This window comes from Cellulosimicrobium cellulans, assembly GCF_016921195.1.
GTDB classification, from domain to species: Bacteria; Actinomycetota; Actinomycetes; order Actinomycetales; family Cellulomonadaceae; genus Cellulosimicrobium; species Cellulosimicrobium cellulans_F.
In genome coordinates this window covers 1-20,931 of record NZ_JAFGYF010000020.1, presented here as the reverse complement: position 1 = coordinate 20,931, position 20,931 = coordinate 1, and the positions used below count along the sequence as shown (strand labels likewise).

Genomic DNA, 20,931 nt, shown 5'->3' with positions numbered 1-20,931 from the left:
ACCGACATACCCCGCCTCGGTGAGCGCCGTCGCGTCCGCGATCGCAAAAGGCACGTTCAACATCCGCGCCAACGTCTGCGCCAGATACGTCTTACCCGTCCCCGTCGGACCGATCAACAGAATGTTCGACTTCGCCAGCTCCACGTAGTCCGGGTCGTCGGGGCTCGACGGCTTGGCCTGCTCGCCCGCCTGGACGCGCTTGTAGTGGTTGTAGACGGCGACGGCCAGGGCCCGCTTGGCGGCGTCCTGGCCGATGACGTACTGCTCGAGGAACTCGAAGATCTCCTTGGGCTTGGGCAGCTCCGTGAGGCCGAGCTCGGTCGCCTCGGCGAGCTCCTCCTCGATGATCTCGTTGCACAGGTCGATGCACTCGTCGCAGATGTACACACCGGGGCCCGCGATGAGCTTCTTGACCTGCTTCTGCGACTTGCCGCAGAACGAGCACTTCAGCAGGTCGGCGCCGTCTGAGATACGAGCCACTACGCGTCTCCTTGTCCCGGTGCCGAAGCCTCGAGCCGCCGGGTTCGACGGTGCGGGGCCCGGGCACGGCCGAGCGAGTCCTGCTCCCCATTCCACACCACGGGGCCCCCGTTGTCAGGTGGGCTCCCCGCACGGGGGGCAACGTGTCGCGCCGCCGTCCCCGGGCAGGGGACGACGGCGCGGCGTGAGGTCATGCTGGTCGGGCGAGCACGTCAGGGCTTGTTGACCGCGACGGCCTTGCGGCTCTCGAGGACCTGGTCGACGAGGCCGTACTCCTTCGCCTGCTCGGCGGTGAGGATCTTGTCGCGCTCGATGTCCTGGCGGACCTGCTCGACCGACTTGCCCGAGTGGAGCGCGAGCGTGTCCTCGAGCCACTCGCGCATGCGGATGAGCTCGTTCGCGTGGATCTCGATGTCCGACGCCTGCGCGTAGCCGCCGCCCTCCATCGCGGGCTGGTGGATGAGCACCCGCGCGTTCGGGAGCGCGAGGCGCTTGCCCGGCTGACCGGCCGCGAGCAGCACCGCGGCGGCGGACGCCGCCTGGCCCAGGCAGACCGTCTGGATCTGCGGCTTGATGTACTGCATCGTGTCGTAGAGCGCGGTCATCGCGGTGAACGACCCGCCCGGGGAGTTGATGTAGAGGATGACGTCGCGGTCGGGGTCCTGGCTCTCGAGCACGAGGAGCTGGGCCATGACGTCGTCCGCGGACGCGTCGTCCACCTGGACGCCCAGGAAGATGATGCGGTCCTCGAACAGCTTGGTGTAGGGGTCCTGCCGCTTGAAGCCGTACGCGGTGCGCTCCTCGAACTGCGGGAGCACGTAGCGGGCCGACGGCGCCCCGCCCGGCAGCGCGATGCCGCCGGGACGGGCCGCGGCGCCGGCGAGGCGCTGCGCGGTGGACAGGTACTGGGACTCGGCGCTGAAGCTCACGGGTTCTCCTCGGTGAAGTCTGGTGTCCGGTGCGGGGGTCAGGAACCCGTGGTGCCGCCACCGCCGGTCACGGACGACGCGTTGGTGACGACGTGGTCGATGAAGCCGTACTCCAGCGCCTCCTGGGCGGTGAACCAGCTGTCGCGGTCGTTGTCCTTGAGGATCTGCTCGAGCGGCTTGCCGGTCTGCTCGGCCGTGAGCTCGGAGAGCACCTGCTTCATGTGCATGATGAGCTGCGCGTTGATGCGCACGTCGGTGGCCGTTCCGCCGATGCCGCCCGAGGGCTGGTGCATCATGACGCGCGCGTGCGGCGTCGCGTACCGCTTGCCCTTGGTGCCGGACGAGAGCAGGAACTGCCCCATCGACGCCGCCATGCCCATGGCGATCGTCGCGACGTCCGGCTGGATGTACTGCATGGTGTCGTAGATCGCCATCCCGGCCGTGATCGACCCGCCGGGCGAGTTGATGTAGAGCCAGATGTCCTTGTCCGGGTCCTCCGCGGCGAGCAGCATCATCTGGGCGCAGATGGCGTTCGCGTTCTCGTCGCGCACCTCCGAGCCGAGCCAGATGATGCGCTCCTTGAGGAGCCGGTTGTAGATGGAGTCGTTGAGTCCGAAGCCCGGACCCTCGGTGCGGTTGACCGGGGCCGTCGCGTCGGACGGCAGGTACAGCTCGTTCACTTCCATCTCCTTCGTCGCTCCCGCGGGTCGCCCCCGCCTGCGCTGCCCTGGCCGGTCCCGGGAGGGTGTCCCGGGCCAGCCGTGCTGCAGTGACCCTAACGCGGTCCGTGCCCGGCGTTCGTCCCGACGGTGCGCGTTTTCGCTGACGGCGCACCGGGGCCGTGCGGGCCGGTCGTCCGCCCGCGGTGACCCGGCACGACGACGGCCCGCACCCTCGCACGGAGAGGCGGGCCGTCGTCTGAACGGGCGGGGCGTCAGGCCTTCGTCGCGTCCTTCTCGTCGTCCTCGACCGGCGCCTCGGCGGCGGCGTCGGCGGAGTCGTCGACGAGCGCCTCCTCGACGGGCTCGGCGGCGACGTCCTCGACCGACTCGTCCGCGGCGGCGTCCTCGTCGTCCGAGCCGATGAACTCGGTCAGGTCGACGACGTTGCCGGCGGTGTCCTTGACCTCGATCTGGCGCAGCGCGACGGCGAGCGACTTGGATCGCGCGACCTCGCCGACCATCGCGGGGATCTGCCCGCCCTGGTCGAGCGACTGGATGAACTGGTTCGGGTCCATCCCGTACTGGCGCGACGCGCTCACGAGGTACTCGAGGAGCTCGTTCTGCGCGACCTTGACCTCGAGCTGCTCGGCGAGGGTGTCGAGCAGGATCTGGTTGCGGATCGCGTCGGTCGCCTCGACGGTGACCTCCGCGCGGTGCGTCTCGTCCTCCAGGCGGCCCTCGGACTCGAGGTGGCGGTGCACCTCGGCCTCGACGACGCCCGACGGCACGGGGATCTCCACGGCGTCGTTGAGCGCCTTGAGGAGCTCGTCGCGCGCGGCCACGGCCTGGTTCGACGTCTTGATGCTCGCCACCTGCTCGCGCAGGTCGGCGTTGAGCTCCTCGAGCGTGTCGAACTCGGACGCGAGCTGGGCGAAGTCGTCGTCCGCCTCGGGCAGGTCCCGCTGCTTCACGGAGGTGGCCGTGACGGTGACGGCGGCCTCCTTGCCCTCGTGCTCGCCGCCGGCCAGCGGCGCGTTGAACGTGGTCGTCTCGTCGGCCGACAGGCCGGTGAGCGCCTCGTCGAGGCCCTCGAGCATGTTGCCCGAGCCGATCTGGTAGCTGACGCCGGAGACGGAGTCGACCTCCTCGCCGTCGATCTCGGCCTTGAGGTCGAGCACGACGAAGTCGCCCTCGGCCGCGGGACGGTCGACGCCGACGAGGGTGCCGAAGCGCTCGCGCAGCGCGTCGAGGCGCTCGGCGACGTCCTCGTCGGTGACCTCGGCGGGCTCGACCGTGATGGTGAGCGAGTCGAGGGCGGGCAGCGTGATCTCGGGCCGGACCTCGACCTCGGCGGTGAAGACCAGCTGGCCCTCGCCGGCCTTGGCCGGGATCTCGGTGACCTCGACCTCGGGCTGGCCGAGCGGGCGCAGGCTCTCCTCGCTCGCGGCCTGGCGGTAGAAGCCCGAGAGGCCGTCGTTGACGGCGTGCTCGATGACGGCGCCCCAGCCGACGCGCTGGTCGATCACGCGCGGCGGGACCTTGCCCTTGCGGAAGCCGGGGATGTTCACCTGCTCCGCGATGTGCTTGTAGGCGTGCTCGATGCTCGGCTTGAGCTCGTCGTACTCCACCTCGACGGTCAGCTTGACCTTGGTGGGGTCCAGGGTCTCGACGGCGCTCTTCACTTCGATGGTCTCCAACTGATCGGGGCGGGCCGACGTGCGGCCGGGAACGGCTCCGCACGCAGACGTACGGGCAACCGTCCCATCGTACGCGAGCGGTCAAGCGTCGCGGTCGGTGCTGCGTGCGCCCGGCCGCTGGACCACCAGCAGGACCGCGATCCCGACGACGGCGGTCGCGACGACGGTCTGCCACCGCAGGCCGACGGCGCCGAGCACGTCGAGGAGCACGGCCATGACCATCTGGCCGCCGACGACCGTGAGCGTGAGGACGAACGTTCCGAGGTGGCGGACCGCGAACGCGGCTGCCACGGTGACGAGCGTCCCCAGCGGGCCGCCCAGGTAGAGCCACCAACGCCCGGGCAGCGTGACGCCGTCGAGCCCGCCGAGTGCCGCGACGACCGCGCAGACGGCGGAGATGCCGACGAGCCCGCCCGTGACGGAGGTCAGGGTCGCGACGACCGGGTCGCCCGTGAGCTGCGTGACCCGGCCGTTCCCGGCCTGCTGCCCGCACAGGACGGCGCCCCCGACGAACAGCGCGACCCCGGCGAGGACCGCCGGCACCCAGCCCGCGCCGGTCGACGCGCCGCCGAGCACCGCGACGCCGAGGCCCACGAGCGCCGCGAGACCCGCAGCGGCCCGCCGGGGCGTGAGCCGCAGCGGGGCGGGCAGCCCGACGCCCCGCGCGTCGAGCGCGAGGCCCGCGACCGTCTGGCCGGCGACCGAGCACACGGACGCGACCGCGACGCCGACGAGCGGGACGCCGGCGGCCATGGCGACGACGATCGGGACGCTGCACAGCCCGACCGTGAACCACCACCAGGAGGCCTGGGCGCGCAGGACGTGGAGCGTGGAGCGGGCCCGACGGCGGGCGACCACCACGAGCACGGTCGCGAGGAGGGTCCCGACGTAGGAGAGCCACCCGGCGACCACGGGCCCGGTGCCGGCGGTGGCGAGGTCGCCGTTGAACCGTCCCTGGAGCGACAGCACCGCGCCGCTGCCCGCGGCGACCAGTGCTGCGAGCGTGACGCGGGTCGCGGGGCCCGGCGCGAGCGTGGACGGGGTCACGGGCACCTCTCGAGGACGGGCGGCCGCCACGACGATCCGGGCGTCGACGACGTCCCGCGACGCTCCGGAGGGCACGCCGCGCGAAGGTCGGGGTGACAGGATTTGAACCTGCGACCTTCCGCTCCCAAAGCGGACGCGCTACCAACCTGCGCCACACCCCGTCACCCGCCGCGCCGGCGGGCCAGGGCAAGTGTACTGGCGGCCGACGGCCGCCCTGGCCGGCGCGCAGGACTGCCGCCCGGGCGTGCGTGGGTCGCGGAACGTCCCGGCCACCGACGTTTGCTAAGGTTGCGGCCGCAGGTCGGCGGCACGCCGGTCCCGGCCCTCCGGCCGTGGAGCCGGGACCCGCTCCACGACCCGCGCGGGCGTAGCTCAATGGTAGAGCCCCAGTCTTCCAAACTGGCTACGCGGGTTCGATTCCCGTCGCCCGCTCCGCAAGCTCCCGGGCCACGGCCCGCACGTCCCCACGGGCGCCCCGCCGACCGGCGCGGCGCCCGTCGTCGTCTCGTCCGCTCGCCCCGCCGCCCCGCCGCCGCTGCGCCGACCGGTCGGACGACCGTCTCGTGGACGGCGTTGCAGGGTCCGGACGAGGACCGATAGCCTCGGTGCACACGCGCCGCCCGCAGGCCCGGACCGTCGGGCACCCGCGGCGCGACCGACCAGGAGGAGCGAGGAATGACCGCGACGATCGCGCGTCCCGCATCGCTGCACCGCGCCGACTCGCGCGTCTCCTGTTGTCGCTGTCTCGGCTGTCGCTGACGACCTGCCGCCGACCCGCGCGCGCCACCGCGCCGCACCCGGCCGCACGTCCGCACGAGCCCCCGACCGCCGTCGTGCGCGCGCACGCGCAGCGTCCCCGCGAGACGCTGGGCATCGTGTCTGCGGGGCACGACGGCCCCCGTCCCCCGAGCGGTACCCCCACCCCGGCTCACCACGAGCCGTCGACAGAAGAGGAAGACATGGCACGCATCTACGACGACGCCACGAAGCTCATCGGCAACACGCCCCTCGTGCGCCTCAACCGGCTCACCGAGGGGCTCGAGGCCACGGTCGTCGCGAAGCTCGAGTTCTACAACCCGGCGAACTCGGTGAAGGACCGCATCGGCGTGTCGATCATCGACGCCGCCGAGGCGTCGGGCGAGCTCCAGCCGGGCGGCACGATCGTCGAGGGCACGTCGGGCAACACCGGCATCGCGCTCGCGTGGGTGGGCGCGTCCCGCGGGTACGACGTCGTCCTGGCGATGCCGGAGACCATGTCGAAGGAGCGCCGTGCGCTCCTGCGGGCGTACGGCGCCGAGCTCGTCCTCACCCCCGGCTCCGAGGGCATGAAGGGCGCCGTCGCGGCCGCCGAGCGGATCGCGGCCGAGCGCCCGGGCGCCATCCTCGCGCGCCAGTTCGCCAACCCGGCGAACGTCGACGTCCACCGCCGCACGACGGCCGAGGAGATCTGGGCGGACACGGACGGCGAGGTCGACATCGTCGTGTCCGGCATCGGCACCGGTGGCACGATCTCCGGCGTCGGGCAGGTGCTCAAGGAGCGCAAGCCCGAGGTGAAGATCGTCGCGGTCGAGCCGGCCGAGTCCCCCATCCTCAACGGCGGCCAGCCCGGCCCGCACAAGATCCAGGGGCTGGGCGCGAACTTCGTGCCGGACATCCTGGACCGCGAGGTCTACGACGAGGTCATCGACGTCGACGCCGAGACCGCGGTCGCGACCGCGCGCGCCGCGGCGAAGGAGGAGGGCCTCCTCGTGGGCATCTCCTCGGGTGCCGCCATCGAGGCCGCGATCCAGCTCGCGAAGCGCCCGGAGAACAAGGGCAAGCTCATCGTCACGGTCGTTCCGGACTTCGGCGAGCGCTACCTCTCGACGATCCTGTACTCCGACCTGCTGGACTGACGTGACCGACCCTCGACCCCACCACCGGACGGCCGGCCGTCGGCTGCGCCGGTTCGTGCGCGTCCTCGGCGAGGACCTCGAGGCGGCGCGACGGCGGGACCCCGCCGCCCGCAGCCGCCTCGAGGTCGCGCTCGCATACCCGGGCGTGCACGCCGTGTGGGCCTACCGGCTCGCGCACCGCCTGTGGCGCGAACCCGTGCTGCGCCTTCCCGCACGCCTCGTGTCGCAGGCGGCGCGGGCGCTGACCGGCGTGGAGATCCACCCCGGCGCGCGCATCGGCCGGCGCCTGTTCATCGACCACGGCATGGGGGTCGTCGTGGGTGAGACGGCGGTCGTCGGCGACGACGTGGTGCTCTTCCACACGTCCACCCTCGGCGGGCGGTCGATGAAGCGCGGCAAGCGGCACCCGACGCTCGGGGACCGGGTCGTGGTCGGGGCGGGAGCGAAGATCCTCGGGCCGGTCTGGATCGGCGACGACGTGCAGGTGGGGGCCAACGCCGTCGTCGTCAAGGACGTGCCGGCCGGGGCGGTCGCGGTCGGGGTCCCGGCGCGGATCCGCATGCCCGCCGCCGCGCCGGCGGCGCGGGACGCCGTCGAAGACCCGTCGCTCCTCATCGAGTACGTCATCTGAGGACGCGGACGAGGGCCGCCGTCGGGCACGACGGCGGCCCTTCGTTCGGCGCTGCTTGTTCTAGTTTCACTAGAACAACTAGACTGGCCGCGTGATGTTCCGCATCGACCCCCAGGCGGACGAGCCGCTGTTCGCGCAGCTCGTCGCCCAGGTGCGCCTCGGCGTCGTGCAGGGGCGGCTCGCGCCCGGCGAGCGGCTCCCCGCGGCCCGCGAGCTCGCCGAGGCGCTCGACGTCAACGTGCACACGGTGCTGCGCGCCTACCAGGAGCTGCGCGACGACGGGCTCGTCGACCTCCGTCGCGGCCGGGGCGCGGTCGTCGCCGCCCGCCCGGCCACGGACCTCACGTCGTTGCGCGCCGCCGTGGACCGCGTCGCCGCGGAGGCGCGCGCCCTCCGGCTGCCGCCCGAGACCGTCCTGACCCTCGTGAAGGAGGCCCTCCGATGACCCGCCCCGCCCCGCGACCCGCCCCAGGACGCCCGGCCGAGGACGCACGTGCCCGCCCCTCCGACCACCGCACCCTCGCGGTCGTCGTCGGCGGCGCGGGTGCGGTCGTCACGGTGATCGCCGCACTCGTCGCGCTGTCCTGGTCCGCCGACCTCCCCGACCCGGTCGCGATGCACTGGGGTTCGGACGGCGCCGACGGCTTCGGCTCGCTCGGCACGGTCGTCGCCGTCAGCACCGCGCTGGGCCTCGCCGCGTCGGCAGGCTTCGCCGCGATGACCGCGTTCCTCGGGCGGTCTGCGGCGAACCGACGGGTCGTCGCGGGCGTCACGGTCGGCCTCCCGGTCATGCTCGCCGCCGTCCAGCTCGGGTCCCTCTGGATCCAGCGAGGCCTCGCCGACGCCCGCGAGGTGGGCGGCGTGGGTGGCGTGACGGCACTCGCGCTGGGGGCGGGGCTCGTGGTGGGCATCGCGGTCGGGGCGCTCGTCCCGGGCGACCGCCCCGAGCCGACGAGCGCCGGGGTGCCCGGAGACGCCCCGCGGGTCGCGCTGCGCCCGGGCGAGCGCGCAGCGTGGGTCGGACGCGCCAGCGGCGGCCCGGCCCTGCTCGTCGCGGTCGGAGCGATCGTCGTCACCGCGGCCCTGGCCGTCGCCCTGCGCGAGTGGGCGTTCCTCCTCGTGCCGGTGGTGCTCGCGCTCCTGCTCGCCGCCATGCTGTCGTGGGTCGTGCGCGTGGACGAGGGCGGCCTGTCGGTCCGGTCGGCGCTGGGGTTCCCCCGCACGCGCGTCCCCGCCGACGAGGTCGTGCGGGCCGACGTGGTCGCCGTCTCCCCCCTGCGCGACTTCGGCGGCTGGGGTTGGCGCGCGGGGCGCGACGGCGCCGTCGGGATCGTCGTGCGGTCCGGGGAGTCGTTGCGCGTCGAGCGCACGGGGGGGCCGGGCGCTCGTCGTCACGGTGGACGACGCCGGTACGGCCGCCGCGCTGCTCAACACCCTGGCCGACCGCGCGCGGCGCTGACCTCCGCGTGGCCGTCGCGCCGGACGTCGGTGTGGTGGCTCGTGCATCGGGGCGCACGGCAGATCGGCTAGTCTGGAGCCGGGCGGTACCCGAGACTCCGCGTACCGGATACCCCCTGCCCGGCGCGCGACCGGGTACCGCCCGCTCATCACCGGCTGCCCACCTCCCGTCCTCGGGCAGCCGCCCCGCACGACGACCCTCGACGAGGAGGAGCCCGCATGCGTCTCGGCATCCACACCGGCTACTGGTCGGCCGGTCCCCCGGACGGCATCCAGGACGCGATCGTCGCGGCCGACCGCCTGGGCGTCGACTCCGTGTGGACCGCCGAGGCGTACGGGTCCGACGCGTTCACCCCGCTCGCGTGGTGGGGCTCCCGGACGACCCGGATCCGGCTCGGGACGGCTGTGGCGCAGCTCTCCGCCCGCACCCCGACCGCGACGGCGATGGCCGCGCTGACGATGGACCACCTCTCGGGCGGCCGGTTCGTCCTCGGGCTCGGCGTCTCGGGCCCGCAGGTCGTCGAGGGCTGGTACGGCCAGCCGTACGCGAAGCCGCTCGCCCGCACGCGCGAGTACGTCCAGGTCGTGCGCGACGTGCTGCGCCGCGAGGCCCCCGTGACGTCCGCCGGGCCGCACTATCCGCTCCCCCTGCCCGAGGGCGCGGGGACCGGTCTGGGCAAGCCGCTCCGCTCGACCGTGCACCCCTTGCGCGCGGACCTCCCGATCCACCTCGCCGCCGAGGGCCCCAAGAACATCGCCCTCGCGGCCGAGATCGCGGACGGGTGGCTCCCGCTGTTCTACTCCCCCCGCATGGACGCGACGTTCCGCGAGCTCCTCGCCGACGGCTTCGCCCGGCGCGCCCCCGAGCGCTCGCCCGAGTCCGCGTTCGAGGTGAGCGCGACCGTGCCCGTCGTCGTGCGCGAGCACGTCGAGCAGGCCGCCGACCAGGTGCGCCCGTTCCTCGCGCTCTACGTGGGCGGCATGGGTGCCAAGGGTGCGAACTTCCACCGCGACGCGCTCGACCGCCTCGGGTACGCCGAGGCGTGCGACGAGATCCAGGCGCACTACCTCGCCGGGCGCAAGGATCTCGCGGCCGCCGCTGTCCCGACGGCGATGGTCGAGGACGTCGCCCTCGTCGGGCCGCCGGAGAAGATCGCGCGGGACCTCGCCGCGTGGCGCGAGACCGCGGTCACGACTCTCCTCGTCCAGGGCGACGCGACCGCGGTGCAGACGCTCGCCCCGCTCCTCGCGCCCCTCCCCTCCCGCTGAGTGCGGGGCATCTGTCGTCCCTCGCTCGTGCGGACGACGGCTGCCTCGCACTCAACGGGCGGGGGTGTCGTCCTCCGGGAACCACACCGCCCGGCGCAGGTCGACGCGTCGCCCGTCTCGCGACAGCGGGCATCCCTCGGCGCGCAGCTCGGCGAGCGCCGCGTCGAGGTGGTGCGCGGGCGGTGAGCCCCCCGCGTTGACGACGCGCCACCACGGGACCGGCGCGCCGTCGTCGTCCACGCCGGACGACCCGGCGAGCACCTGCCCGACCTGACGCGGGCCACCGCGGTGCAGCGTCTCGGCGACGATCTCCGCGACGAGCCCGTACGTCATCGCGCGCGCCGGGGGGATCGCCCGGACGAGCGCGAGCACGGCCGCCGCGTACTCGGCGGCGAGCGCCGTGCGGTCGGCGCCGGCGTCCCCGACCGGGGTGCCGTCCGCCGTCGAGCCTCCCGTGCGTGGTGCCATGAGGCCCGACCCTAGTCGCCGCAATTGTCCTGGCGCGACGGGTGCCGAGACAGGAGGATCGAGGCCATGAGCGACCACCGCCCTGCGCGCCTCCCCGACGGCTACGAGCTCGTCCCCCTCTCGGCCTCCGACCTCCGTGCGGTCCTGGAGCTGGACACCACGACGTTCCCGTCCCCGGTCGAGGTCGACGAGCTCGTCGACCTCCCGTTCCCGCTCACGTGGGAGCGCACGCTCGGCGTGACGGTCGAGCACGAGGACGACGACGCTCCGCCCGTCGACGGCGCGCGCCCCGTGCGCCGGGAGCTCGTCGGGATGCACGCCTCGTACCCGTTCGCGCGGTTCCCCATCCCCGGGGCGACCGCGCCGGTCGCCGGCCTCACCTGGGTGGGTGTCCACCCCGGGCACCGCCGCCGCGGGATCCTCTCCGCGATGATCGACACGCACCTCGAGCGGTGCCGTGAGCGCGGCGAGCCCCTGTCGGCGCTCTTCGCCGCGGAGGCGGCCATCTACGGGCGCTTCGGCTACGGCAAGGCCGCGGACGACGTCCGCCTGACCGTGCCGCGCGGCGCCGCGCTGCGCGACGTCCCCGGCGCCGAGCGCCACACCGTGCGCATCGAGCGCGCGGACCGCGAGCGCCACGGCGCGCTCGTCGCCGCGCTCCACGAGCAGGTGGGCGCCGACCCGACCGGCCAGGGCGCGGGCGTGAACCGGCCGGGCTGGGCGACGCGCGAGACGCCCGAGCTCCAGGCGACGTTCTGGGACGACGCGAAGGTGTGGCGCAAGGACCGCGAGCCCATGCGCATCGCGATCGTCGAGCTCGACGGCGAGCCGCGCGGGTACGCGCGCTTCCACCGCAAGCTCTCCTGGGAGGTCACCGGCCCGCGCGGTCCGGTGAGCACCGGCGAGGTCGTCGCGCTGGACGCCGCTGCGGCGCGCGCGCTGTGGGGCGTGCTCACCGACCTCGACCTCACGCACGAGGTGACGCCCTTCATGCTGCCGGTGGACGACGTCGTCACGAACCTCCTCGTGGACCCGCGCTCCGCGTCGCCCCGCCTCGCGGACAACCTCTGGGTGCGGGTCGTGGACGTGCCGGCCGCGCTCGTCGCGCGCCGCTACGCGGCGGACGTGGACGTCGTCCTGCACGTCGCGGACGAGCGCCTGCCGCACAACGCGGGCCGCTGGCGGCTGCGCGCCGGGGCATTCGGGGACGCGACGGCCGAGCGCACCGAGGACGCCGCTGACCTCTCGCTCGACGTCCGCGAGCTCGGCGCCGCATACCTCGGCGGGACGCCGCTCGCGGCCCTCGGCGCCGCGGGTCTCGTCACCGAGCACTCCCCCGGCGCGCTCGCCCGCGCGGGCGCGGCGTTCGGCTGGCCCGTCGCCCCGGTGTGCAGCTGGGTCTTCTGAGGCTCACGCCTGGCAGACGCCGCACCAGTAGAGGTTGCGGCCGGCGAGCTCCTTGAGCAGCACGGGCGCGCCGCACACGCGGCACGGCAGCCCGTCGCGGTGGTAGACGTAGAACGCCTCGGCCGCCGGGACGGCATCGGGCGCGTCGTCGGTGTTCTGCCGCACGCGGCGGCGCCCGTCCGGCCCGTCGGCGACGTCGGGCGCGGGGCGGTCGCGGTCCTCGGGCCGGGTCGTGACGATCGCCCCCGTCTGGGTGCCGTCGCGCATGAGGACGACGAGGTCGTCCCACAAGGTGCGCAGGACCTCGGCGGGGACGTCACGACCGGGGCGCATCGGGTCGAGCCGTGCGCGGAACAGGGACTCCGCGCGGTAGATGTTGCCGACGCCCGCGACGACGTCCTGGTTCATGAGGAGCAGCCCGACGGCGCTACGCGAGCGCCGCACGCCGGCGACGAAGTCCTCGCGCGGGTCGTCCTCGCCCGGCGCGGCGTCGCGGACCGGGTCGGGGCCGAGCCTGTCCTCGACGGCCCGCTTCTCCTCGGCCGTGACCACCTCGCACGCCGTCGGCCCGGTGAGGTCCGCGACGGCGTGGCTCCCGACGAGCCGCACGCGGACCGCCCCACGTGGCCGCGGGGGCGACCACCCGTCGTCGGGCGCCGGCTCGGCGGCTCCCGGCCCCGCCGGGACCGTCTCGCGCTCGCCGATACGGCGCCGCGGCGCCCCGATCGCGTGCACGACGGCGGTGCTCCCGTCGCCCGCGAACGTCCAGGCCCCGTAGAGGCCGAGGTGGACGCGGAGCCAGCGCACGTCCTCGGGCCGTCCGGCGGTCCCCGGGCCGACGAGCGTCGGGTCGGCGAACCCGAGGAACAGCTGCTTTCCCCACGCCTCGCTCGCGACGAGCACGCGGCCGTCGAGCAGGTCCGCGCCCGCGGCGAACCGGCCCTGCGGGCTGCTCACCGCGAGCGCCTCGCCCGTGAACAGCTCGCCGAGGGCGCGCGCGAGGCGGTGGACGGTGTGGCCCTCGGGCACGTCAGGCCGAGGTGCCGCGCGCCGCCTCGTACGCCGCGAGCTGGTCGATGCGGCGCTGGTGGCGCGGGTCACCGCTGAACGGCTCGGCGAGGAACGCGTCGACGAGCTCGACCGCCTCGTCCACCGAGTGCTGGCGTGCACCCACGGCGACGACGTTCGCGTCGTTGTGCTGGCGGCCGAGTCGCGCGGTCTCGAGGTTCCACGCGAGCGCGGCCCGCACCCCGACGACCTTGTTCGCGGCGATCTGCTCGCCGTTGCCCGACCCGCCGATGACCACGCCGAGCGAGCCCGGCTCCGCCGCGACGGCCTCACCCGCCGCGAAGCAGAAGGACGGGTAGTCGTCCTGCGCGTCGTACGTGTGGGCCCCGTGGTCGACGACGTCGTGCCCCGCGGCCTCGAGGTGCTCGACGAGATGGGTCTTGAGCTCGTAGCCGGCGTGGTCCGCGGCGATGTGAACGCGCATGGGCCCATCATGCCCCAGCCGGGCACCGGGACGTCGGGGGGAGGCCGTAGCCTGAGACGCATGACACAGACCTCCCCGACGTCCACGTCCGCGTCCTCGTCCGGCACGACCGGCGCAGGCCGCTCCGGCATCGACCTGGACGCGCTGGACCCCGCGGTCCGGCCGCAGGACGACCTGTACCGCCACGTCAACGGGCGCTGGCTCGCGACGCACGAGATCCCCGCGGACCGCGCCATGGACGGCGCGTTCCGTGCGCTGCACGACCAGGCCGAGGTCCACGTGCGCGAGATCATCACGGACCTCGGCGAGCAGGTGGCGTCGGGGGCCGAGGACGTCGGCGCGGACGCTGCGAAGGTCGGCGCGCTGTACGCGAGCTTCATGGACACCGACCGGATCGAGGCGCTCGGCACGTCGCCGTTGCAGCCGGACCTCGCTCTGGTCGCGGCCGCGACGACCCAGGCCGAGCTCACCGGCGCCCTCGGCGCGCTCCAGCGCACCGGAGGCGCGGGCGCCGTCGGCTTCTGGGTCGACAACGACGCGAAGGACCCCGAGCGGTACGTCGCCTACCTCTACCAGTCCGGCCTGGGCCTGCCCGACGAGGCGTACTACCGCGAGGACCAGTACGCGCCGGTGCGCGAGAAGTACGTGCCGCACGTCGCGCGCATGCTCGCGCTCGCCGGCGTCACGGCCGAGACGTGGGGCGCGACGCCCGAGGACGCGGCCGCCCGGATCCTCGCGCTCGAGACCAAGCTCGCGGCGAAGCACTGGGACGTCGTGCGCGACCGCGACGCCGACCTCACCTACAACCCCCGCAGGCTCGCCGCCCTCGCCGACGAGGCGCCCGGGTTCGACTGGCACGCGTGGGTCCTCGCGCTCGGCGCGCCGCAGGGCTCGCTGGACGACGTCGTCGTGCGCGAGCCCGACTTCGCGGCCGGCTTCGCCGAGCTGTGGGCGAGCGAGCCGCTCGAGGACTGGAAGCTGTGGATGGTGTACCACCTGGTCACCGCCCGCGCCCCGTACCTCACGGACGAGATCGTCGAGGCCAACTTCGACTTCTACGGCCGCACGCTGTCCGGCGCGCAGGAGGTGCGCGAGCGCTGGAAGCGCGGCGTCTCCGTCGTCGAGGGCGCGCTCGGCGAGGCCGTCGGCGCGCAGTACGTGGCCCGGCACTTCCCGCCGGCGCACAAGGCGCGCATGGAGGAGCTCGTCGCCCACCTCGTGGCCGCGTACCGCGAGTCGATCACGACGCTCGAGTGGATGACCGAGGAGACCAAGGAGAAGGCGCTCGCCAAGCTCGAGGCCTTCACGCCCAAGATCGGCTACCCGGTGAAGTGGCGCGACTACTCGGCGCTCGTCGTCGAGGCCGACGACCTCGTCGGGAACGTGCGCCGCGCCCACGCGTTCGAGCAGGACCGCGAGCTCGGCAAGATCGGCAAGCCGCTGGACCGCGACGAGTGGTTCATGACGCCGCAGACCGTGAACGCCTACTACAACCCCGGCATGAACGAGATCGTCTTCCCCGCCGCGATCCTCCAGCCCCCGTTCTTCGACCCCGAGGCCGACGACGCCGTGAACTACGGCGGCATCGGGGCCGTGATCGGGCACGAGATCGGGCACGGCTTCGACGACCAGGGCTCCAAGTACGACGGCGCGGGCCGGCTCGAGGACTGGTGGACGGCGACGGACCGCGAGGAGTTCGAGAAGCGCACCAAGGCGCTCATCGCCCAGTACGACGCCTTCCGTCCCGCCCAGCTCGGCGACGACGGGCCGCACGTCAACGGCGCCCTGACCATCGGCGAGAACATCGGCGACCTCGGCGGGCTGTCGATCGCGCTCAAGGCCTACCGCATCGCGCTCGGCCGGCCGCTCGACGAGGCGCCCGTGATCGACGGGCTCACCGGGATCGAGCGCGTGTTCCTCGGCTGGGCCCAGGTCTGGCAGTCCAAGGGCCGGGACGAGGAGATCGTGCGCCGCATCGCGACCGACCCGCACTCCCCCAACGAGTTCCGGTGCAACGGCGTCGTGCGCAACATCGACGAGTTCTACGCCGCCTACGACGTGCAGCCGGGTGACGCGCTGTACCTCGCCCCCGAGGAGCGCGTGCGCATCTGGTGACGGAGGCAGCACGAGGGGCCCGCGGCGGTTCGCCCGCCACGGGCCCCTCGCGCGTCCGCCCGGTCTCGTGAGGAGCGGATCTCAGCCGCTCAGAGCGTCCGGATGCCGGCGCGGGCGATCGTGAAACCCTTGCCCGACGCGTCGTCGCGGCACGTCATGCCCGTCTCCGCGCTGTCGCACGTGAACGGACCGACCGTCTTCGACGTGCCGTAGTCGAGGATCGCGGTGTCTCCCGGCGCGGGCTGCGGCTGCTCGGCCGCCGGGACGCAGGGCTGCTCGACGCTGCCGTCGGCGCCGAGGACCACCTTGTAGCCGACCGTGCCGTCGCAGCCTGCCACCGGCGCCGGCTGGGTGCCGAGCTGGGCGATCACGCACGTCGCGCTGACGTCGGTGACCTCGCACGTGATGTTGCGGGACTCCGACGCGAACGTCTGGGACATCGTGGGCTCGGCAGGAGGCGTCTCCTCCGTGCTCTCGGTGGCGCTCGCCGCAGGAGGCGTCGTCACCTCGCCCGCGGGGCCGTCGTCCCCGCCACCCAGGAGGGAGATCGCGAACACGATCGCGCCGATGACGAGCAGCGCGTCGACCACGATGAACGCGATCCACCCGGGGCTCAGCCGGTCCGACCGGCGGCCACCGGCACCGTTGCCCCCACCGCGCCCGGCGGGCGGTCGGGGCGTCGAGCCGGAGCCGCCCTCGCCGGAGGAGGCGCGGGACGCCGCCGCGGACGCCGCCACCGAGGCCGGCGGGTGGTAGGCGGGCCGGGGCTGCTGGGGCGTGGCGGAGGCGTAGGCCGGTCTGGCCGCGGCGGTGCCGACCGGCGCGGCGACGCCGAACCCGTTCTGCTCGGTGGCGTAGCGGACGCGCTGCGGGGGCACCGGCGAGGGCGCAGGGACCGCGGGCTGGGCCGCCGTCGGGAGCTGGGTGATCGGCGTGACGTGCTGGACGGTCGCCGGCTGGAACGACGACGCGACGACGGTCGGCTGTCCGTCCGCCGGCGTGGCGCGCGGCGCCTGGGCCGTCGGCCCGCTCGTCGGCGCGAAGGACGGCGGCACGGCGGCCGCGGCGCCGGGCAGCGGGCCGGCGAACGCCTGGGTCGGCTGCGCGTCGTCCCGACCGGCCACGCCCCCGGGGACGCCGCCGGGTGGCGGCGGCGGGGGTGGCACGGGTGCGTTCGGGGACATGCGGCTCCTCGCGGGCTCCTCGTCGGACTCGCCCGGCACGACCGGGCGGCGGGCGCTCCTGACACCGCCCGCGACCTGACGAAGCATGGCACGAGGCACCCGTGCGGGTCGAACCCCGCCGACGGCCGGACCGCCCCGTCGGCGGGGTCCCGGGCGCCGACCGGCTCAGTCGAAGACGGGCCCCTGGGTGCGCGTGCGCTTGAGCTCGAAGAACCCCGGGGTGCTCGCGACGAGGACGCACCCGTCCCACAGCCGGCCTGCGGCCTCGCCCTTCGGGGCGGGCGTCACGACGGGGCCGAAGAACGCGGTGTCGCCGAACGCGACGACCGGCGTGCCGACGTCCTCGCCGACGCGCCCGATCCCCTCGGCGTGCGACGCCCGGAGCTGCTCGTCGTAGGCGTCGGAGCCCGCGGCCTCCGCGAGCGACGCGGGCAGGCCCACCTCCGCGAGGGCCTCGAGCAGCACCGCGTCGTAGTCCGTGCGGCCGCCCGGGTGCAGTCGCGTCCCGATCGCGTCGTAGAGCGGCTTGACGACCTCCTCGCCGTGCTCGACGCGGGCGGCGGTGACCACGCGCACCGGGCCCCAGGCCTTCTCCATGAGCTCGCGGTACTCCGGGGGCAGGTCCCGACCCTCGTTGAGCACGGCGAGGCTCATGACGTGCCAGCGGACGGTGACGTCGCGCACCCGCTCGACCTCGCCCATCCAGCGGCTCGTCATCCACGCCCACGGGCACACGGGGTCGAACCAGAAGTCGGCGACGCGCACGTCGCTCTCGGTCGCGGTGGTGTCGGACGTCGCGGTGAGGGTCACGGGACGGTTCTCCTTCGTCGTGGGCGGCGCCCGGCAGGCCCGGGTCACCGGAGCGGGCGCGGCCGCGTGCGCGGACGATCGTCGCCCACCCAGTCTCGACACCGCACGCCCGCAGCGTATTCCCCGACCGGCCATCCCCAGGGTGCGCGCGGGCACCCGTGGGATGATCGTCCGTGGCCCACAGGCCACCGTCGAGGCCGCCCGGCCCGACCCGAGACCGAGGAGATGCAGTGCCCGGAGAGAACCTCACCCGCGCCGAGGCGAGCGAGCGCGCGGCGATCGTCGACGTCCAGTCCTACGAGGTCGACCTCGACCTCACGACGGGGGCGACGACGTTCGCGTCGACGACCGTGGTGCGGTTCACCGCGACCGAGGGCGCGAGCACGTTCGTGGACCTCGTCGCCCCGACCGTGCGCGAGGTCGTGCTCAACGGCCGCTCGCTCGACCCGGCGCAGGTGTTCGCCGACTCGCGGATCGCGCTCGACGGCCTCGCGGCGGACAACGAGCTGCGTGTCGTCGCCGACTGCGCGTACACCAACACGGGCGAGGGCCTGCACCGGTTCGTCGACCCGGTCGACGGCGAGGTCTACCTCTACACGCAGTTCGAGGTCCCGGACTCGCGGCGCGTGTTCGCCGTCTTCGAGCAGCCCGACCTCAAGGCCACGTTCGCGTTCACGGTCACCGCGCCCGCGGCGTGGGAGGTCGTGAGCAACCAGCCGACGCCCGCACCCGAGGCGCTCGGCACGAAGGCCGACCCGACGGGCACCGGCGCGGGCGACGTCGAGGTCGCCCGCTGGACGTTCGAGCCGACGCCGCGCATCTCCTCGTACATCACCGCGCTCGTCGCCGGCCCGTACGTCGTCGAGCGCAGCGAGCTGACGTCGCCCGACGGCCGCACCATCCCCCTCGGGGTCTTCTGCCGCGCGTCGCTCGCCGACCACATGGACGCCGACTACGTCTTCGACAAGACCCGCGAGGGCTTCGCGTTCTTCGAGTCCGCGTTCGAGCACCCGTACCCGTTCGACAAGTACGACCAGCTCTTCGTGCCCGAGTACAACATGGGCGCGATGGAGAACGCCGGGTGCGTCACGTTCACCGAGACCTACGTGTTCCGCTCCAAGGTCACCGACGCCGTCAAGGAGCGCCGCGTCGTGACGATCCTCCACGAGCTGGCGCACATGTGGTTCGGGGACCTGGTCACCATGAAGTGGTGGAACGACCTGTGGCTCAACGAGTCGTTCGCCGAGTACGCGTCGACGCTCGCGACCGCCGAGGCGACGGAGTGGCACGAGGCCTGGACGACGTTCGCCGCGATGGAGAAGTCGTGGGCCTACCGCCAGGACCAGCTGCCCTCGACGCACCCGATCGTCGCGACGATCAACGACCTCGAGGACGTCTTCGTCAACTTCGACGGCATCACCTACGCCAAGGGCGCGTCGGTGCTCAAGCAGCTCGTCGCGTGGGTCGGCCAGGAGCAGTTCCTCGCCGGCGTCGCCGCGTACTTCCGCAAGCACGCCTGGGGCAACACCGAGCTCCGCGACCTGCTCGTCGAGCTCGAGGCCACGAGCGGGCGCGACCTCACGCAGTGGTCCGCGCTGTGGCTCGAGACGGCGGGCGTCAACACGCTGCGCCCCGAGTTCGAGCTCGACGCGCACGGGCGCTTCACGACCTTCGCCGTCCTCCAGTCCGCCGCCGCCGACCACCCGACGCTGCGCCCCCACCGGCTCGGCATCGGCCTCTACGACCTCGTCGACGGCGTCCTCACGCGGGTCCACCGCGTCGAGGTCGACGTCGACGGCGCCCGCACCGAGGTCCCCGAGCTCCTCGGGCTCGACCGCCCGCAGCTCGTCCTGCTCAACGACGACGACCTCGCCTACGCGAAGATCCGCCTCGACGAGGCGTCCCTCCAGGTCGCCACCGAGCACCTCGCCGACCTGGCGGACCCGCTGGCCCGCTCGCTCGTCTGGGGCTCCGCGTGGGACGCGACGCGCGACGGCGAGACCCCGGCCGGCGACTACGTGCGCCTCGTGCTCGGCAACATCGCGCGCGAGACCGAGTCGACGACGATCCGCACGACGCTCAACCAGCTCGCGCTCGCCGCGAAGACGTACGTCGCGCCGGAGCGCCGGGAGGAGACGCTCGCGCACGTCGGGGACGTGCTCTGGTCGCTCGCGCAGGACGCCGCACCCGCGTCCGACCTGCAGTTCCAGCTCGTCAAGTTCTTCGCGCACCTCGCGTCGACCCCCGCGCACGGCGAGGCGCTCCGGTCGCTCCTCGACGGCTCGGCCGCCCTCGACGGGCTCGAGATCGACACGGACCTGCGCTGGGAGATCCTCGAGGGCCTGGTCCTGCTCGACCTCGCGGACGACGCCGAGATCGAGGCGACCCTCGCCGCGGACTCGACCGCGACCGGCCAGCAGTCCGCCGCCCGCGCCCGCGCGACGGTGCCCACCGCCGAGGCGAAGCGCGCGGCGTTCGACCGCCTGGTCGGCTCGGACGACGCCCCCAACGCGATCGTCCGCGCCACGACGCTCGGGTTCCAGCACGTCAACGACCCCGCGTCCCTCGCCCCGCTCGTGAGCGCCTACTTCGACGCGCTGCTGCCGCTGTGGGACCAGCGGTCGTACCACATCGCCGAGGCGCTGGTCACCGGGCTCTACCCGGCGCCGCTCGCGAGCACCGTGCTGCGCGACGCGACGCAGGAGTGGCTCGACGCGAACGCCGACGCGGCCCCCGCGCTGCGTCGCCTCGTCATCGAGAACCTCGCCGGCGTCGAGCGCGCCCTCACCGCCCAGGCCGCCGACGCCTGACCACCGACGCCCCGGGCCGCTCCGGACGCCGGAGCGGCCCGGCGCTCGTCGTCCGTCCTGAGCCGGTGCTGCCGTGCGCTCGCACTCGTCTCCGGCCGGCGTGCACGGGTCGAGCGTCCGGCGCGGTCCGCCGAGATGGAACGCTGGTCGGCCGACGTAGAACCGCAGTCGGCGAGGTAGAACGGTGGTCCGGCCCGACGGCGGTCGGTCCCGCACCGCCGCCGAACCCCGGCGAGTCTAGTGGCCCGGTAGCCGATCAGGCGGCCGGGCGGGACCAGCAGGGAACTCGGGCGCGTCACGCGACCAGGACCGGCAGACATCACCGGCTCGGCGCGACGGCACGGCCGGGCGGGTACCCAGACCGACGGAGCGACCGGGCGTGGACGGAAGCCGACGGCACTGCCGGTCAAGGCGGTGACGATGCAGCAACATGCCGACACCGGGGGAAGTCGCCCGAGGCGAGGAAAGACCAGGGCGAGACGACGCAGGGCGGGGTGGGTGGTGGTGCCGCGTCGTGGTCGGGCCTGGCGGGAGCCGCGAGGAACGAGCGGCGGATGGTAGACGCGGCACCACCACC

Annotated in this window: 18 protein-coding genes and 2 tRNA genes; 9 read left to right on the top strand and 11 right to left on the bottom strand. The window is 74.0% G+C overall.

Features of this window, described 5'->3' with window-relative positions; translation table 11 throughout:
- From JN535_RS20390 to JN535_RS20365, 6 genes are all read right to left on the bottom strand, one after another.
- The coding region (locus JN535_RS20390) for a ClpX C4-type zinc finger protein (RefSeq protein ID WP_205207625.1) at positions 1–480 on the bottom strand (480 nt) is incomplete at its 3' end.
- Between the two features lie 212 nt (positions 481–692).
- Positions 693–1,409 carry an ATP-dependent Clp protease proteolytic subunit gene (locus JN535_RS20385; RefSeq protein ID WP_307869042.1) on the bottom strand — a complete coding sequence of 239 codons (717 nt, stop codon included), beginning with the start codon at positions 1,407–1,409 and terminating at the stop codon, positions 693–695.
- Between the two features lie 38 nt (positions 1,410–1,447).
- Complete coding sequence (locus JN535_RS20380; protein WP_240201541.1) at positions 1,448–2,095, bottom strand: ATP-dependent Clp protease proteolytic subunit; 648 nt, start codon at positions 2,093–2,095, stop codon at positions 1,448–1,450.
- Between the two features lie 248 nt (positions 2,096–2,343).
- Positions 2,344–3,753, bottom strand: a complete 1,410-nt coding sequence (tig, locus tag JN535_RS20375) for a trigger factor (protein WP_205207624.1) — start codon at positions 3,751–3,753, stop codon at positions 2,344–2,346.
- Between the two features lie 96 nt (positions 3,754–3,849).
- A complete protein-coding gene (locus tag JN535_RS20370) occupies positions 3,850–4,890 on the bottom strand; it encodes a DMT family transporter (protein WP_205207623.1) in 1,041 nt (346 codons plus the stop codon).
- A 12-nt stretch (positions 4,891–4,902) separates the two neighbouring features.
- Positions 4,903–4,976: transfer RNA gene (locus tag JN535_RS20365), tRNA-Pro, on the bottom strand.
- A gap of 200 nt (positions 4,977–5,176) precedes the next feature.
- Between JN535_RS20365 and JN535_RS20360 the strand changes: the two genes are divergently transcribed.
- The 6 genes from JN535_RS20360 (at position 5,177) to JN535_RS20335 (ending at position 10,068) form a co-directional block, all read left to right on the top strand.
- Positions 5,177–5,247, top strand: a tRNA-Gly gene (locus JN535_RS20360).
- Between the two features lie 527 nt (positions 5,248–5,774).
- A complete protein-coding gene (gene cysK, locus JN535_RS20355; RefSeq protein ID WP_205207622.1) occupies positions 5,775–6,710 on the top strand; it encodes a cysteine synthase A in 936 nt (311 codons plus the stop codon).
- 1 nt (position 6,711) lies between these two features.
- Positions 6,712–7,341: a serine O-acetyltransferase EpsC gene (epsC, locus tag JN535_RS20350; RefSeq protein WP_307869041.1), complete on the top strand. Its 630-nt coding sequence runs from the start codon at positions 6,712–6,714 to the stop codon at positions 7,339–7,341.
- A gap of 91 nt (positions 7,342–7,432) precedes the next feature.
- On the top strand, positions 7,433–7,786 hold the full coding sequence (locus tag JN535_RS20345; protein ID WP_205207621.1) for a GntR family transcriptional regulator: 354 nt from the start codon (positions 7,433–7,435) through the stop codon (positions 7,784–7,786).
- Complete coding sequence (locus tag JN535_RS20340) at positions 7,783–8,871, top strand: DUF1648 domain-containing protein (protein ID WP_205207620.1); 1,089 nt, start codon at positions 7,783–7,785, stop codon at positions 8,869–8,871. The genes JN535_RS20345 and JN535_RS20340 overlap by 4 nt, the downstream gene beginning before the upstream one ends.
- 147 nt (positions 8,872–9,018) lie before the next feature.
- Positions 9,019–10,068, top strand: a complete 1,050-nt coding sequence (locus JN535_RS20335; RefSeq protein WP_205207619.1) for an LLM class F420-dependent oxidoreductase — start codon at positions 9,019–9,021, stop codon at positions 10,066–10,068.
- 51 nt (positions 10,069–10,119) lie between these two features.
- On the opposite strand, the gene JN535_RS20330 is transcribed toward JN535_RS20335, so the two are convergent.
- Positions 10,120–10,536 (bottom strand): MGMT family protein, encoded by a 417-nt coding sequence (locus tag JN535_RS20330; RefSeq protein WP_205207618.1) that lies wholly within the window; start codon positions 10,534–10,536, stop codon positions 10,120–10,122.
- A gap of 66 nt (positions 10,537–10,602) precedes the next feature.
- Here JN535_RS20330 and JN535_RS20325 point away from each other — a divergent pair, with 66 nt between their 5' ends.
- Complete coding sequence (locus JN535_RS20325) at positions 10,603–11,943, top strand: GNAT family N-acetyltransferase (protein ID WP_205207617.1); 1,341 nt, start codon at positions 10,603–10,605, stop codon at positions 11,941–11,943.
- Positions 11,944–11,946: 3 nt separating this feature from the next.
- Here JN535_RS20325 and JN535_RS20320 read toward each other — a convergent pair whose 3' ends face one another.
- Together JN535_RS20320 and JN535_RS20315 are read right to left on the bottom strand one after the other, a co-directional pair.
- Complete coding sequence (locus tag JN535_RS20320) at positions 11,947–12,972, bottom strand: Fpg/Nei family DNA glycosylase (RefSeq protein ID WP_205207616.1); 1,026 nt, start codon at positions 12,970–12,972, stop codon at positions 11,947–11,949.
- A 1-nt stretch (position 12,973) separates the two neighbouring features.
- Positions 12,974–13,435: a ribose-5-phosphate isomerase gene (locus tag JN535_RS20315; protein ID WP_205207615.1), complete on the bottom strand. Its 462-nt coding sequence runs from the start codon at positions 13,433–13,435 to the stop codon at positions 12,974–12,976.
- Positions 13,436–13,495: 60 nt separating this feature from the next.
- Between JN535_RS20315 and JN535_RS20310 the strand changes: the two genes are divergently transcribed.
- On the top strand, positions 13,496–15,550 hold the full coding sequence (locus tag JN535_RS20310) for a M13 family metallopeptidase (protein WP_205207614.1): 2,055 nt from the start codon (positions 13,496–13,498) through the stop codon (positions 15,548–15,550).
- An 89-nt stretch (positions 15,551–15,639) separates the two neighbouring features.
- Here JN535_RS20310 and JN535_RS20305 read toward each other — a convergent pair whose 3' ends face one another.
- Together JN535_RS20305 and JN535_RS20300 are read right to left on the bottom strand one after the other, a co-directional pair.
- Positions 15,640–16,734, bottom strand: coding sequence for a hypothetical protein (locus tag JN535_RS20305; RefSeq protein WP_205207613.1), 1,095 nt, complete (start codon positions 16,732–16,734; stop codon positions 15,640–15,642).
- Positions 16,735–16,899: 165 nt separating this feature from the next.
- Entirely contained in the window at positions 16,900–17,544 is a 645-nt protein-coding gene (locus JN535_RS20300) for a mycothiol-dependent nitroreductase Rv2466c family protein (protein WP_374100531.1), read from the bottom strand.
- A gap of 230 nt (positions 17,545–17,774) precedes the next feature.
- Between JN535_RS20300 and pepN the strand changes: the two genes are divergently transcribed.
- On the top strand, positions 17,775–20,354 hold the full coding sequence (gene pepN / locus JN535_RS20295) for an aminopeptidase N (protein WP_205207612.1): 2,580 nt from the start codon (positions 17,775–17,777) through the stop codon (positions 20,352–20,354).
- Positions 20,355–20,931 lie beyond the last annotated feature (577 nt).

Coding starts and splice junctions, on each gene's coding strand:
- JN535_RS20305 (WP_205207613.1), bottom strand. CDS start 16,734: ATGTCCCCGAACGCACCCGTGCCACCCCCGCCGCCGCCACCCGGCGGC.
- JN535_RS20380 (WP_240201541.1), bottom strand. CDS start 2,095: ATGGAAGTGAACGAGCTGTACCTGCCGTCCGACGCGACGGCCCCGGTC.
- JN535_RS20315 (WP_205207615.1), bottom strand. CDS start 13,435: ATGCGCGTTCACATCGCCGCGGACCACGCCGGCTACGAGCTCAAGACC.
- JN535_RS20325 (WP_205207617.1), top strand. CDS start 10,603: ATGAGCGACCACCGCCCTGCGCGCCTCCCCGACGGCTACGAGCTCGTC.
- JN535_RS20340 (WP_205207620.1), top strand. CDS start 7,783: ATGACCCGCCCCGCCCCGCGACCCGCCCCAGGACGCCCGGCCGAGGAC.
- JN535_RS20330 (WP_205207618.1), bottom strand. CDS start 10,536: ATGGCACCACGCACGGGAGGCTCGACGGCGGACGGCACCCCGGTCGGG.
- JN535_RS20335 (WP_205207619.1), top strand. CDS start 9,019: ATGCGTCTCGGCATCCACACCGGCTACTGGTCGGCCGGTCCCCCGGAC.
- cysK (WP_205207622.1), top strand. CDS start 5,775: ATGGCACGCATCTACGACGACGCCACGAAGCTCATCGGCAACACGCCC.
- JN535_RS20310 (WP_205207614.1), top strand. CDS start 13,496: ATGACACAGACCTCCCCGACGTCCACGTCCGCGTCCTCGTCCGGCACG.